The 13,102-nt window shown below is 64.6% G+C and carries 11 protein-coding genes; 2 read left to right on the top strand and 9 right to left on the bottom strand.

The genetic code is table 11. The features are described 5' to 3' along the window. Window positions 1-85: 85 nt before the first annotated feature. From zomB to CH289_RS10050, 7 genes are all read right to left on the bottom strand, one after another. Complete coding sequence (zomB, locus tag CH289_RS10080; RefSeq protein WP_019667125.1) at window positions 86-1,948, bottom strand: flagellar motor control protein ZomB; 1,863 nt, start codon at window positions 1,946-1,948, stop codon at window positions 86-88. Next, window positions 1,923-2,831 carry a decaprenyl-phosphate phosphoribosyltransferase gene (locus CH289_RS10075; protein WP_019667124.1) on the bottom strand — a complete coding sequence of 303 codons (909 nt, stop codon included), beginning with the start codon at window positions 2,829-2,831 and terminating at the stop codon, window positions 1,923-1,925. The genes zomB and CH289_RS10075 overlap by 26 nt, the downstream gene beginning before the upstream one ends. Beyond that, window positions 2,828-3,364: a phosphatase PAP2 family protein gene (locus tag CH289_RS10070; RefSeq protein WP_170949282.1), complete on the bottom strand. Its 537-nt coding sequence runs from the start codon at window positions 3,362-3,364 to the stop codon at window positions 2,828-2,830. The genes CH289_RS10075 and CH289_RS10070 overlap by 4 nt, the downstream gene beginning before the upstream one ends. Beyond that, entirely contained in the window at window positions 3,342-5,249 is a 1,908-nt protein-coding gene (locus CH289_RS10065; RefSeq protein WP_037140687.1) for a glycosyltransferase, read from the bottom strand. The genes CH289_RS10070 and CH289_RS10065 overlap by 23 nt, the downstream gene beginning before the upstream one ends. Beyond that, complete coding sequence (gene glf, locus CH289_RS10060) at window positions 5,246-6,505, bottom strand: UDP-galactopyranose mutase (RefSeq protein WP_373454687.1); 1,260 nt, start codon at window positions 6,503-6,505, stop codon at window positions 5,246-5,248. The genes CH289_RS10065 and glf overlap by 4 nt, the downstream gene beginning before the upstream one ends. A 111-nt stretch (window positions 6,506-6,616) precedes the next feature. Next, window positions 6,617-7,351 carry a precorrin-6A synthase (deacetylating) gene (gene cobF / locus CH289_RS10055; protein ID WP_094626813.1) on the bottom strand — a complete coding sequence of 245 codons (735 nt, stop codon included), beginning with the start codon at window positions 7,349-7,351 and terminating at the stop codon, window positions 6,617-6,619. Continuing rightward, complete coding sequence (locus tag CH289_RS10050) at window positions 7,348-8,115, bottom strand: cobalt-precorrin-4/precorrin-4 C(11)-methyltransferase (RefSeq protein ID WP_020111798.1); 768 nt, start codon at window positions 8,113-8,115, stop codon at window positions 7,348-7,350. Before CH289_RS10050 ends, cobF begins: the two co-directional genes overlap by 4 nt. A 193-nt stretch (window positions 8,116-8,308) precedes the next feature. Between CH289_RS10050 and CH289_RS10045 the strand changes: the two genes are divergently transcribed. After that, entirely contained in the window at window positions 8,309-10,381 is a 2,073-nt protein-coding gene (locus CH289_RS10045) for an N-acetylmuramoyl-L-alanine amidase (protein ID WP_020111797.1), read from the top strand. Window positions 10,382-10,671: 290 nt separating this feature from the next. Here CH289_RS10045 and CH289_RS10040 read toward each other — a convergent pair whose 3' ends face one another. Continuing rightward, a complete protein-coding gene (locus CH289_RS10040; protein ID WP_020111796.1) occupies window positions 10,672-11,265 on the bottom strand; it encodes a TetR/AcrR family transcriptional regulator in 594 nt (197 codons plus the stop codon). Window positions 11,266-11,407: 142 nt separating this feature from the next. Between CH289_RS10040 and CH289_RS10035 the strand changes: the two genes are divergently transcribed. Further along, entirely contained in the window at window positions 11,408-11,896 is a 489-nt protein-coding gene (locus CH289_RS10035; RefSeq protein WP_094727849.1) for a nuclear transport factor 2 family protein, read from the top strand. A gap of 328 nt (window positions 11,897-12,224) precedes the next feature. Here CH289_RS10035 and CH289_RS10025 read toward each other — a convergent pair whose 3' ends face one another. Further along, on the bottom strand, window positions 12,225-13,058 hold the full coding sequence (locus CH289_RS10025; protein ID WP_020111793.1) for a Cof-type HAD-IIB family hydrolase: 834 nt from the start codon (window positions 13,056-13,058) through the stop codon (window positions 12,225-12,227). Window positions 13,059-13,102 lie beyond the last annotated feature (44 nt).

Raw genomic sequence — 13,102 nt, 5'->3', positions numbered from 1 at the left:
CATACATCGTCCGTGAGGCGCTGTCCGTTACCGAAATGAGATATCCCATCTTGGCGACGAACGGATTGCGACGCGACCCGATCGACTAATTGTGACCTTCCAGAATCGGAGGCTCCAAACCACATCGTTGTATTTCGTATTCCGGAACGCGATCGAATCGATATCCGGCGTAGAACAGCGACCGCTTGATGTTGCGAACGAACAATTCCTTCGTCAACGGCGCCCGGTACGACGCGATGAGCTCCTGCGTGTCCGCGCAGGACAACGCGACGCGAGCCTGCGTCACCCAGTCCTCGTCCATGTACCACGGCAGATACGGGTGCTCTCCGACCATTCCGAGATCCGCGACGACCCAGTCCGGGTACAGGTTCTTGTCGTGACCGATGCGGCCGTTCTCCAACCTTTCGGTGTGCGACGCCAGCGGGTACGCCAGACCCATCTGGTCGATCACCCGAACGTCGAGGCCGACGTTCATGCTGGTCATGCCCAAGTTGAGGAAGAACACCGTGTGGCCGGCGCCGCCGGGAGGAATCGGCAACGGTGGCGGTACGACATCCCAGTAGGTGAACTGTGCGCTCGGCAGCAGCAGACCGCCGTCCGGGGTGTTGTCGATGGCTTCGACCATGGCGCGCATGCGTGGGTAGTCCAGGTAGTCCGACGCCAGGATCGGATGCGCATGACCGGTGTTGAGCGCGTAGAACGCACGCTCGTCGACGATGCCGGATCTTCCGACGATCGAGCCCTCGGGCATACCCGTCGTGTTCGCCGCGAAGAACGCCCACACGACCGTCGTGACCCACACGAGACCTCCGACGGCGAAGACGACCACCTGACGGACGTCGGACATGCTCGTCGGGACTCGGAGCGGTACGACCGCCACCGGCAGCAGAAGGGTGAAGAGGGCGGGCAACAGGGTCCGTCCGTGCATGAAGTCGCCGCCGACGCGCACCGCGTAGACCAGCGACAGCACGCCACCCACCAGAACGAACACGACGACGGCCGTCGGGCTGCGGAGCCAACCCTGCGCGTCACGGATGGTGCGCGGAACCGTCGGGCGCGACGAGGACACCACACCCGCGAGCAGGAGAAGGATCAGTGGGAGCCACAGCATGTACGGGCCGAGCAGGTTCCACAGGTAGTCGAACCCCTGCGCCCACTTGGCTCCGCCTGCATCCTTGGACACCGCGGTGTTGGGATACGGCAGACCGTAGTAGCCCATCCGCCAGATCTGGTACAGCACCGGCGTCGCACCCGCGACAGCGAAGACGAGGACGCGACTCGGCCAGCTCTGCCGGGCCAGGAAGATCATGACGAGCGACAGACCGGACAGGATCACCAGCTCCGGACGCACCAGCGGGCCGAGGCCGGCCCAGAACGCCAGGAACAGCACGCCCACGGTGCTGGTGTCCCGAGTCGCCCAGCGCACCATCAGCAGCCACAGCACGGCGATCCAGAAGATCACCAGGCAGGTCTCGAGCCCGGACGTCGCGAAATCACGTGCCGGAGGAACCGCGATGTAGACGAGCACCCCGGCCGGAAGGAACGCGGTGATGCCGCCGGTCCAGCGACCGGCGCGATGCAGCGTGAACGTTCCGATCATGGCCACTGCGACGGCTGCAGTCGACAGGACGAGCGCGATCGTGAGCACCACGTACTCGAGGCGCACCTCGCTGAGCCAACTGCCCGCGTACACCAGGTAGGTCCAGATGGTGCTCGTGTTCGTCTCGACGCGTTCGCCTGCGTTGAACACCGGCCCGTTGCCCGCCAACAGGTTGCGCACCGTGCGGAGGACGATCAGCCCGTCGTCGGCGATCCAGCGCCGTTCCCAGGCCCCGATGAAAAAGAGCACCGACGTCACGATGACGCCGACGGCGAAGATCGCCTTGCTCGTCAGGCCCCCGCGCGAAGCCTGCTGATCTACCTCAGCCGGCGACGTATACAGCGACACCGACTACTCCGATCCACGCAAGAGCCAGCACCTGCAGCACCCTGTCGCCGAGCGCGATCTCTTCGGGCTCACCGGCCTGCCCACCGTCGACATCCACCGCGTAGCGCAGGATCGCGATCGTGAACGGAATCATCGAGATGGCGAACCAGTTCGTGTTCGTCTCGGCGTCTTGTTCGAAGGCCCACAGTCCATAGCAAATCACGACTGCCGTGGCGGAGAGCGTCCAGACGAAGCGAAGGTAGGTGGTGGTGTAGTTCTCGAGAGACTTGCGGATCTTCGCGCCGGTGCTCTCCGCGAGCTGAAGCTCGGCGTAGCGCTTGCCTGCGGCCATGAACAGCGAACCGAACGCCATGATCAACAGGAACCACTGCGACAGCGGAATCGACGCGGCGACGCCACCGGCGATCGCGCGCAGCAGGAAGCCCGACGACACGATGCAGATGTCCAGCACGGCCTGATGCTTGAGGCCGAAGCAGTACGCCAGCTGGATCGCGATGTAGACGCCGATGACCAGCGCGAGCTTCCAGTTGGCGATGAACGACAGGCCGATCGCACCGCCCAGGCACACCACAGCCATCGCGTACGCGAGGTTGACCGGAAGGACACCCGCGGCGATCGGACGGAAACGCTTGGTGGGGTGGGCCCGGTCGGCTTCGACGTCCATCGCGTCGTTGACGAGGTAGACACCCGACGCCGCGAGGCAGAACACGACGAACGCCAGCGCGACCGGCGCCAGCACATCGGCCTGCGTCACCGAACCAGCGGCGAGCGGCGCCGCGAGAACGAGAACGTTCTTGACCCACTGACGTGGACGAAGCGCCTTGATCACACCGTCGAGCAGATTCTTCGGTGGCGCTCCGACGGCGGTGGCTTCCTCGCTCATTTGTCTCCTTCGAACTTGCACACTGCGGCTGCAGACAAAGCGCCGAGCGCAGATCCTGCAAGAACATCTGTGGGGTAATGCACGCCGAGCACCAGCCGCGACAGCAACATCGGCGGTACCAGGACCGCAGGCAAGGGTAGCCCCGTCAACCGACCGAGCAACACGGCGGCTGCTGTGGTCGACGTGGCGTGCGAGGACGGGAAGCTGAGCTTGCTCGGTGTCGACACGTTGATCTTCACCGACGGATCGTTGGGACGAGGGCGCCTGATGATGCGCTTGACGACTATCGACGCGGCGTGCGCGCCGACTGCTCCGACGGCCACTCCCGCCCACTGCCTGCGCCGCCCGGGATCGGCGACGGCGCCGATGCCTGCCACAGCCACCCAACCGAGTGCGTGCTCGCCGAAGTGGGACATGCCCCTCGCGACCGACACCACGCCGGGCTGTGCACCGATCGTCGACTGGATCGCCGACAGGACGCGCACCTCGGCGGCGGATTCGGTCTGGTTCTTACGCCTCGTAACGAAAGACACGTTCCCAGGTTTCCTTACTGGTGAGGTGAGGGACGGCGTCGCGGTAGCGACCCTTCAGTTCGGGGAACCGGCGCGACAACTCGGCTCGCAGCGACATCGCTTCCTTCAGCAGCGCTGCTGCCTTGTCTCGGTCGCGCTGGCGGTAGACGACCCCTCGCCCGTCGGCGGTGGTGACGGTGACGCCGTCCACCTGCGACAGCAGGAACCAGCGAGCGTCGAGTGTCGGGACATTGAGCTGCGGGCGCTCGTGGTGCCGCTCGTGTGCGGGCCGGACATTGTGCAGCAGTCCCGACGCGAGGCGCTTGACCTTCGCGAGCGGGTTCTTCGGCTCGCCGACGGCTCCGACTTCCTCACCGGATGCGTGCGGCAGTTCCGTCGAGGATCCGACGACGACGGCGTCGGGATAGGTCTTGCGCAGTGCGTGCACCTCGCCGAGCGACGTGGGGAGGATGTCGAGGATGTGCTCGGGTCCGGCGAGGAAGTCGCGGATCGCCTTGTTCTGGATCGCGACGGTGGAGTACTCCAGGCACAGTAGGTGCTTGACGGTCGCCTTGACGGTGTCGACCACGATGCCGCGTCCGTTGCCCGGAGCGTGCAGCGCGGCGACCACCAGGCGGTTGCGGAGGTGGAAGTACGCCTGCCAGTCGATGGCGTCGTCCTTGTCGCTCCACGCCATGTGCCAGATCGCGGCACCCGGCAAGGTGACCGTCGGATATCCGGCTTCCCGTGCGCGCAAACCGTATTCGGCGTCGTCCCACTTGATGAACAGCGGCAGCGGTTGGCCGATCTCCTCGGCGACGACGCGGGGGATCATGCACATCCACCAGCCGTTGTAGTCGACGTCGATGCGGCGATGCAGCAGCTTCGACGAGCGCAGCGGGTCCTCGGAGAAATCGTGGTCGTACTCCACGTTCTGAGCGCCGGTCCACATGAAGTTGCCGCGGTTGATCACTTCACCCATGACGTGCAGGTGACTGCGCGCCTGCAGGTTCAGCATCTGACCGCCGACCAGGGTGGGGACCTTGGCGAACCGCGACATCGCGAGCGCACGCAGAATCGAGTCCGGCTCGATCTCGATGTCGTCGTCCATGAACAGGATGTGCTGCGCCGACGTGTTCTTCAACGCCTCGTACATGATGCGGCTGTATCCGCCGGAGCCACCGAGGTTCGCTTGATCGTGGACCGCCAACTTGCCGCCGAGACCGGCTGCGGCCTCGTCGAACCCGGGCTCGTCCTTGGCCTTGCGGGTGCCCTGATCCGGCATGATGACGGCCTCGACGACGTCGAGAACCAGCGGGTCCGAGCCAAGCGCGACAAGGGCTTTCACGGCGTCGGTGGGACGGTTGAACGTCGGGATGCCGACGGCGACGCTCGCCTCACCCGGTGCGTCGATCGGCGCGTACCAGCCGGCGCTCTCGAGAACGACCTCGGAGTCGGAGGTGATGTCGAACCAGATCCAGCCACCGTCCTCGAACGGACCGAGGTCGATCTCGAATTCCTGCGCCGCATCACTCGGGGTCACTTCGCGACCTTCGACGTGAATGCGAGACGCATCGGCTTTGGACCGGTAGACGTCGACTCGGCAGTGCCCGGAAACCTCGACACGCAGCACGACGGACTTCAGGATGCTGTAGCGACGCCAGTAGCTCGCCGGGAACGCGTTGAAGTACGTTGCGAAGGACACCTCGGACTCCGCACCGATGGCGACGGACGTACGCGAGACCGAGTGTGCCCGTCGGGCATTGGTTTTGGCTTCTTCGAGGTACAGGGTGCGTACGTCGAGCGGCTCCCCGGACCGCGGCAGCAGAATCCGCTGCAGCAGTGATTTGCCGAGAACAGGTGCTACGTCGGCGATTCCGTCGTCGAGCAGATGTTTGGCCGTCATTTGTCCCCCGCCAGCGACGCACCGGTCTCGAAATGCGGTGCGAGCGTGTTGTCGTACAGGTTCAGCGCACTGGCGATGGCCATGTGCATGTCCAGGTACTGGTAGGTGCCGAGCCGGCCACCGAACAGCACCTTGTTCGACGCGGTTTCCGCCTTGGCGCGGTTCCGGTACGCCTCGAGCTTCTGCCGGTCGTCGGGGGTGTTGATGGGGTAGTACGGCTCGTCGCCGCTCTCGGCGAACCGAGAGAACTCGCGCATGATGACCGTCTTGTCGGCCGGGTACTCCCGCTCGGGGTGGAAATGACGGAACTCGTGGATACGGGTGTAGCCGACGTCGCCGTCGTTGTAGTTCATCACCGGCGTTCCCTGGAAGTCACCCGTCGGCAGCACCTCGGTCTCGAAATCGAGCGTGCGCCAGCCGAGTTCACCTTCGGAGTAGTCGAAGTACGCATCCAGCGGGCCGGTGTAGACGATCGGCGCGTCCGGGCTTTCCTTCGTCAGTTCCTCGCGGACATCGAACCAATCGGTGTTCAAGCGAACCTCGATGAGGTCACTGGCCGCCATGTTCTCGAGCCACGCGGTGTAACCGTCGACGGGAAGACCCTCGTAGGTGTCGTTGAAGTAGCGATTGTCGAAGTTGTAGCGCACCGGCAAACGCGTGATGTTGCCTGCCGGCAGATTCTTCGGATCGGTCTGCCACTGCTTGGCCGTGTAATCGCGGATGAACGCCTCGTACAGCGGGCGACCGATCAGCGAGATCGCCTTCTCCTCGAGGTTCTGCGCATCCTTCGCGTCGAACTCGCTGGACTGCTCCTCGATGAGAGCGCGAGCCTCCGCCGGCGAGTAGTACTTGCCGAAGAACTGAGAAATAAGGCCCAGCCCCATCGGGAACTGGTACGACTGGCCCTTGTGCATCGCGAACACACGGTGCTGATAGCTCGTGAACTCCGTGAACTCGTTCACGTACTCCCACACACGCTTGTTCGACGTGTGAAACAAGTGGGCACCGTACTTGTGGATCTCGATACCCGTCTCCGGCTCCGCCTCCGAATAGGCATTACCGCCCAGGTGGTGGCGACGATCCAACACGAGCACGCGCTTGCCCAACTGGGACGCTGCACGCTCCGCCACGGTCAGGCCGAAGAACCCCGATCCGACGACGATCAGGTCGAATCGGCCGGTCACGGATGCATCGGATGAGGTGGGCTCAGGGCTTACAGCAGTCACGGGCAACCAGGGTATCCGACAGCGGAGCATTCACTTCCCATGGTCACTCCTGCAGGCTCCGCTCCCGGCCTCCCATGGTCACTCCTGCAGGCTCCGCTCCCGGCCTCCCCTGGTCGCTCCTGCAGGCTCCGCAGGTACTCGTCAGCGCCGAGCACGCAGTACGTAGATATCCATCACCCAGCCGTGTCTAGCCTTCAGCTCGGCCCGGATCGACGCGATCTCGTCGATGACGTCGTCGAGAACGCCCGCCACCAACTTTTCATCTTCCGTTCCCAGGTTGGCACCCCAGTAGATGTCCCATGGCCGCGATCCGACCAACTCCCGGCAGGCCAAGCCGCCGTCGAGCATCACGACGAGATTGTCCGCACCCGCCGCGACGTCCTTCTGCAAAGCCCGGCCCGTGGTGATCACGATCGGTCCACCGATGCGGTTCAGCACGATCCGATGCGACGCCGCCAGCATCGACACACTGCTCACACCCGGCGTGACGTCGAACTCCACGCCCAACTGCTCGGCGACACGAATGGTGCTGTCGTAGAGCGACGGGTCACCCCACACCAGAAAACCCACGACAGTGTCCGACGGCAGGCCGTCCAGGACCTCCCGGTACGCACGCGCCCGGGCCTCGTGCCAGTCGGTCACCGCCGTGCCGTAGTCACTCGGCTTCCGATCCCGCGCCGGGTCCGGCACCTGAACGACGCGGTAGTCCCCCGTCACATGGCGCCGCAGAATCTCCGTCCGCGCCTCGGCCAGATCGCCGACGCCGTCGCCCTTGTCGGCAACGAGAAAGACATCCACCTGCTGGAGCTTCTCGATCGCCTGCACCGTCACCTGATCCGGATGCCCGCCACCGACACCGACGAGATGGACCTTCATGTCCTGGCTCGATTCGCGTCGTACAAATGAGACTCCACAGCAAGCCTCTCGGGTCGTTCCCGTCCGGGCGTGCGGCCGAGGGCGGGGCCGACCAGAATCACCGCTGCTTGTCTCAATCCGGCGGCGTCGACCTGATCCGCGATGTCCGCGAGGGTGCCCGTCAACGTCAGCTGGTCCGGCTTGCTGGCGTGGAAGACGACGACGGCCGGGCAGTCGGCACCGTAGTACCCCGTCAACTCGTCGGCGAGCTGCCTCGTGCGAGTGATCCCCAGATGCAGCACGAGCGTCGACCCGGTCGCGGCGAACGCGGCCAGCTTCTCGCCGTCGGGCATCGCCGTCGAACGGGCATGAGCTCGCGTCAACACCACCGACTGGGCTACTTCCGGGACCGTGAGCTCGACGCGCAACTCGGCCGCAGCAGCCGCGTACGCGGGCACGCCAGGCGTGACGTCCCACGGAACACCCGCTTCGTCGAGACGCGCGGACTGCTCGGCGAGCGCCGAGTAGAGAGATGGATCACCCGAGCACAGCCGTGCGACGTCTTGGCCGCGCTCGTGCGCACCGACGAGTTCCGCGGTGATCCGGTCTAGGTCGAGCTTCGCGGTATCGACTTTCCGCGCGCCCGGAGGGCAGTGGTCCAGAATCGCGTCGTCTACGTAGGTACCTGCATAAACGCATACCGGGCTGGTGCGTAGATGCTCGACGGCTCGCAGCGTCAGCAGATCTGCCGCGCCCGGTCCTGCGCCGATGAAGTGAACAGTCACGGAACAAACCTATGCCGACGCGCCGTGGGCCGGTCAATCCATGAGGTGGCTAACTCTCAAGCTAAGGTTTAGCCTTGTGTCGGATGAGGTTGATGTGACTCCTGTGACAGAAGAGTAGTCAATCTCGAAGCAATTCGCAAGCCTGTTCGAATCGTGTCGGACAGGCACGCACCAACAACCAGGGAGTACCGCCTTGCACCGTCGAACGAAGCCGTCGATCGTTCTCGGCGCTGTCGCCTTGCTGGCCGTCGCGAGTCCCGTGGCGGTCTACAGCATTTCCGGCGACTCCGCGTCCACCGATGTTCGATCGGCAAACGAGACCACCCCTGTGACCGTGCCGACCAAGATCGTCGAAACAGCACTGACTGCGGCACCGGACATCGTCGTTCCTCTGCAGGAATTGACGGGTCTGCCGTTGCCCGACCTGCGCCTGTCCGATCTGAAGTACCTGCCGCTTCCGGACAACATCACCATCCCGCCGATCCAGATTCCCGAAATCCCCGGCATCACCGTGCCGTCCCCGACGAGCCCGTCGGCCCAGGCGCCGGTGCCGGGCCGCAACGACGTCGCGGCCCCGATCGCCCCGCCTGCTGAACTCCCGGCCGGCGACGACCCGGGCGCCCCGCTCGGAGCGGTCGTGAAGGAACTGCGTCAGGACGATCCGTTCAGCATGGTCGCGTTGACGTCGACCGCCGTGGACGGTGCCGTCGCGCAGGTTCGTCGCCAGCTCGACGACGGGTCCTGGGGTCCGTGGATCGCAACCGAGCCGATCGACACCGCAGCCAGCGACGTCGCGGCCGAGCCGGACAAGAAGGGCACCGAGCCCATCTTCGTCGGAGCCACGAAAGCCGTTCAGCTTCTTCTGACACCGCCTGCCACTCCCGCTGCGCCGGCACCCGACGCTGCACCTGCCCCCGCACCCGCGGCGGCACCAGCACCGGAACAGGAGCTGGGATACACCCCGGCATCGGTTTCGAAGCCGCTGCGTCAGCAGGACACCCCGGTGGCGGACGCACTGGCCGACATCAGCGCAGTGTTGATCCAGCCAGGCAGCTCCCCCGCCGATTCAGCGCTCGCCGACATCGCGACTCCGGTCGCGGGCAACGCAGGACCGAAGGTCATCTCGCGGTCGCAGTGGGGCGCCGACGAGTCGATCCGTTGCGCCACACCGACGTACGACGACTTCCTCGGCGGTGCGACGGTGCACCACACCGCCGGCAGCAACGAGTACTCCAAGAACGAATCGGCCGAGATCGTGCGGGCGATCTACGCCTACCACGCACAGACGCTCGGCTGGTGCGACATCGGCTACAACGTGCTCGTCGACAAGTACGGTCAGATCTTCGAAGGCCGCGCAGGCGGACTCGACCGTCCCGTCCAGGGCGCACACGCCGGTGGCTTCAACGAGAACACCATGGGCATCGCAATGATGGGCGACTACTCCAGCGAAGCACCGTCGACCGAAACCCTCGACTCGGTGGGCAAGTTCCTCGGATGGCGTTTGGGCAAAGCAGGTCTCGACCCACACGGTGAGACGACGATGACGAGCGAAGGCACCAACTTCACCTTCGTCGGCAAGGGCCAGAGCGTCGACCTGCCGGTCATCTTCGCGCACCGCGACGTCGGTAACACCGCATGTCCCGGTGACGGCGCCTACGCCAAGATGGACGAAATTCGCGACATCGCCGCCGCGAACCTCGGCGGCGGAGGAAGCGTCGACACCGCTCCGGCACCGTCCGACACGGAATCCGACACCACCACGGATTCGTCCCTGCCGACCTCCGACGCGAGCAGCACTCTGGGAGAGAACATTCCAGGACTTGTCGACGAGTTGGTTCGCCTCGCCAGTTCCAACCCCATCGCCCAGAAGTGGCTGGCATCCGGCGGCGAAACCGGTACCCTCGGCACCCCCGTCAGCGGCCTCGTCCAGGTCAAGGGCGGAGGCGAAGCCGCACAGTTCGCCAACGGCTCCATCTTCACTTCCCTTGCCGGCCAAGCCGTTGCCGTGATCGGAAAAATCTTCGAACAGTTCATGGCACTCGGCGGAGAGAACGGCGAACTCGGCTTGCCGACCACCGACGAATACCGCGTCCCCGAGGGTCTGCGCACCGACTTCGAAAACGGTTCACTGATCTTCAACGAGCTCACCGGCATCGTCACCACGGTCATCAAGACCTACAACGACACCTACGAGCAGCAGATGCAGAACCCCGTCGCAGCCCCGATCGAGCCGGCCCCGGCCCCGGAGCCCGCACCGGCACCGTAAATCACCACCCTCAGTCGAGCGGCGATTCGAATCCACCGAATCGCCGCTCGACCCATCTCCGCTCCCTCCCCCACCGACCCCACCGATGACCGACCCCACCGATGACCGAATGAACCGTTCGGTCACTTGGAGTGACCGAACGCCACGTTCGCTCCCGTCGGGGGGCGAAACCCGCATTCGTACACGCCCGATGCAATGGATTGCCCGATACTTCGACGATCAGCGAAAGTCCGCCGATTTCGAAAGTATCGGGCAATTCATCTCACTGCGCATGCACCGGCGGAGCTCAGCTACCTGCCTTCCGGCAGCAGCGTCGACGCGATCGTCGTCAGAGCCTTGACTGCCGATGTGGCGTCGAGCTGGCACTGAGCTTGTACAACAGCGCCATCGATCGCCACTGCGAGCGCTTGTGCCGCGCGGGTTCGGTTGGGGCCCGGCGGAAGTGTCGCTTTGATAGCCCCGACCATATCGGCCTTGTGGCGAGTGGCGATCTCGTACACCTCCGGCAGTTCAGCCCCGATCTCGTTGACACTGTTGATGAAGGCGCATCCTCGGAAGGTATCCGAGGTCAGCCACTCCTCGACTGCCGAGACCACCACGGGCCTGCGACGGTTGCCTGCAGCGTAGCGGTCCAACGCGTCGACGAACCACTCCATCCAACGCCGATGCCGTAGGTCCAGGAACGCCAGGATCAGCGTGTCTTTGCTTGGGAAGTGGCGATAGAAGGTCACCTTTGTGACGCCTGCCTCCGCGATCACTTTGTCCACTCCGGTTGCTCGAATTCCTTCGCGGTAGAACAGCCGATACGCGGTGGCCAGTATCCGCTCCCGAGCGGGGAGGGCCGACACGTCGACCTGCGGATCAAGAGTCTGGGAGATGCTCACGTCGCAAGAGTAGACAAATCTGTCCACCGGCGCCACATGCATGTGGACAAGCCTGTCTACATGGCGTACGTTCTTGCCATGTAGACAGCATTGTCTACATGGGCAGAGCACCTCGACCAACCCTCGAAGCGAAGGACGATCAATGACTGCAAATGTGGAAACCACCACGAAGCCACCGGTTCCGCCGTTCACCGACGAATCAGCGGTACAGAAAGTCAGGCTGGCCGAAAATGCCTGGAACAGCCGTGATCCCGAGGTGGTTGCGCTGGCCTACACGATCGACAGCGTCTGGCGGAATCGGTCCGTTTTCGTGACCGGCCGTGCGCAGATCGTCGAATTCCTTAGCGGTAAATGGAACCACGAGCACGAGTACCGCCTCATCAAGGAACTTTGGGCGCACAGTGACGACCGTATTGCCGTCCGCTTCGCCTATGAGTATCAGGATGATTCGCGTCAATGGTTTCGAGCCTACGGCAACGAGAATTGGCTCTTCGACAAGGACGGCCTGATGACGCACCGCCACGCAAGCATCAACGACGTGCCGATCGACGAAAGCGAGCGCAAGTTCTTCTGGGACCGGAATGCACCGCGACCGGCGGAGCATCCGAGCCTGTCCGACCTCGGCTTGTGACCACCTGATGCGCCGCGTTCCGCTCCGTCCGCGCACCAGCCAACCGTCGAGGCGAGGGCGACCGAATGAACCGTTCGGTCACTTGGAGTGACCGAACGTCACGTTCGCTTCCGTCAGGGGGGCGAAACCCGCATTCGTGCACGCCCGATGCAATGGATTGCCCGATACTTCGACGAACAGCGGAAGTCCGCCGATTTCGAAAGTATCGGGCACTCCGTCCCACCCAGTCGCACCGACCGGCGCCGCCAAAGTGGACCGGGTGAGTGAGCGAATGTGCCGTTCGGTCACTTGAAGTGACTGAACGTCACGTTCGGTCCGGAGACGGAGCTCACCACCAGCGTTCGAGGACTCTGGCCACGCCGTCGTCGGCGTTGGTTGTGGTGATTTCGTCGGCTGCGGCGACTGCTGCGGGGTGTGCGTTGCCCATTGCGACGCCGAGGCCTGCCATGTGCAGCATGGGGACGTCGTTGGGCATGTCGCCGAATGCGGCGATGTCGGCGGCCTGGACGTTGAGGCGTTCGGCGACGAGGGCGAGGCCCGATGCTTTGGTCACGCCGGGTGCGGAGAGTTCGATCAGTCCGTTGTCGGTGGAGAAGGTGATGTCGGCCCGGCCGTCGACGAGGGGTGCCAGGGCGGCCACCATGTCTCCGCTGGACGCGCTGGAGAGCCGGATCAACAATTTCACGGCGGGGACGTCGATGACCTCGGCCAACGACACTTCGGTGTTGTCGGGGTTGAGCCATGCGTGTTCGTAGCCGGGCGAGCTGACGAACTGCGGTGTGGCGGCGTCGTGCGCTGTTTCGCCGACGCGTTCCGCGGCCAGCCCGCAACCCGGCAGGGCCTTGTATGCAAGGTCTGCGAGCCAGTGCAGCGTCTCCCCGGTCAGGACCTCGGCGTCGAGGATCCGGTCGGTGCCGGCGTCGTAGATGACGGCGCCGTTGGCGCAGACGCACATGGGCGCGAAGCCCAGCTGGTCGACGACAGGGGAAATCCAGCGCGGCGGACGACCCGTCGACAGCACGAACGGTGTGCCGTCGCCGACCATCGCCAGTACAGCGCGTCGGGTGCGCTCGGTGACCTTCTCGCGGTGGTCGAGGAGCGTTCCGTCGACATCACTGGCGACGAGGCGGGGTGCGCGGCTGGTGGTAGGCATCGAGGTCATTGTGCCTGAGGTGGCTCCGGCAGTGCCCGCCGCTGGGTCCCTTA

The organism is Rhodococcus sp. RS1C4, assembly GCF_002258225.1.
GTDB classification, from domain to species: domain Bacteria; phylum Actinomycetota; class Actinomycetes; order Mycobacteriales; family Mycobacteriaceae; genus Rhodococcoides; species Rhodococcoides fascians_E.
The sequence above is the reverse complement of the archived record's forward strand: the minus strand, read 5'-3'. Positions and strand labels throughout refer to the sequence as shown.

What these genes read in the sequence shown, in the direction of transcription:
- cobF (WP_094626813.1), bottom strand. Translation starts at nt 7,351, where the DNA reads ATGAAGGTCCATCTCGTCGGTGTCGGTGGCGGGCATCCGGATCAGGTG.
- glf (WP_373454687.1), bottom strand. Translation starts at nt 6,505, where the DNA reads ATGCTCCGCTGTCGGATACCCTGGTTGCCCGTGACTGCTGTAAGCCCT.
- CH289_RS10065 (WP_037140687.1), bottom strand. Translation starts at nt 5,249, where the DNA reads ATGACGGCCAAACATCTGCTCGACGACGGAATCGCCGACGTAGCACCT.
- CH289_RS10025 (WP_020111793.1), bottom strand. Translation starts at nt 13,058, where the DNA reads ATGACCTCGATGCCTACCACCAGCCGCGCACCCCGCCTCGTCGCCAGT.
- CH289_RS10035 (WP_094727849.1), top strand. Translation starts at nt 11,408, where the DNA reads ATGACTGCAAATGTGGAAACCACCACGAAGCCACCGGTTCCGCCGTTC.
- CH289_RS10075 (WP_019667124.1), bottom strand. Translation starts at nt 2,831, where the DNA reads ATGAGCGAGGAAGCCACCGCCGTCGGAGCGCCACCGAAGAATCTGCTC.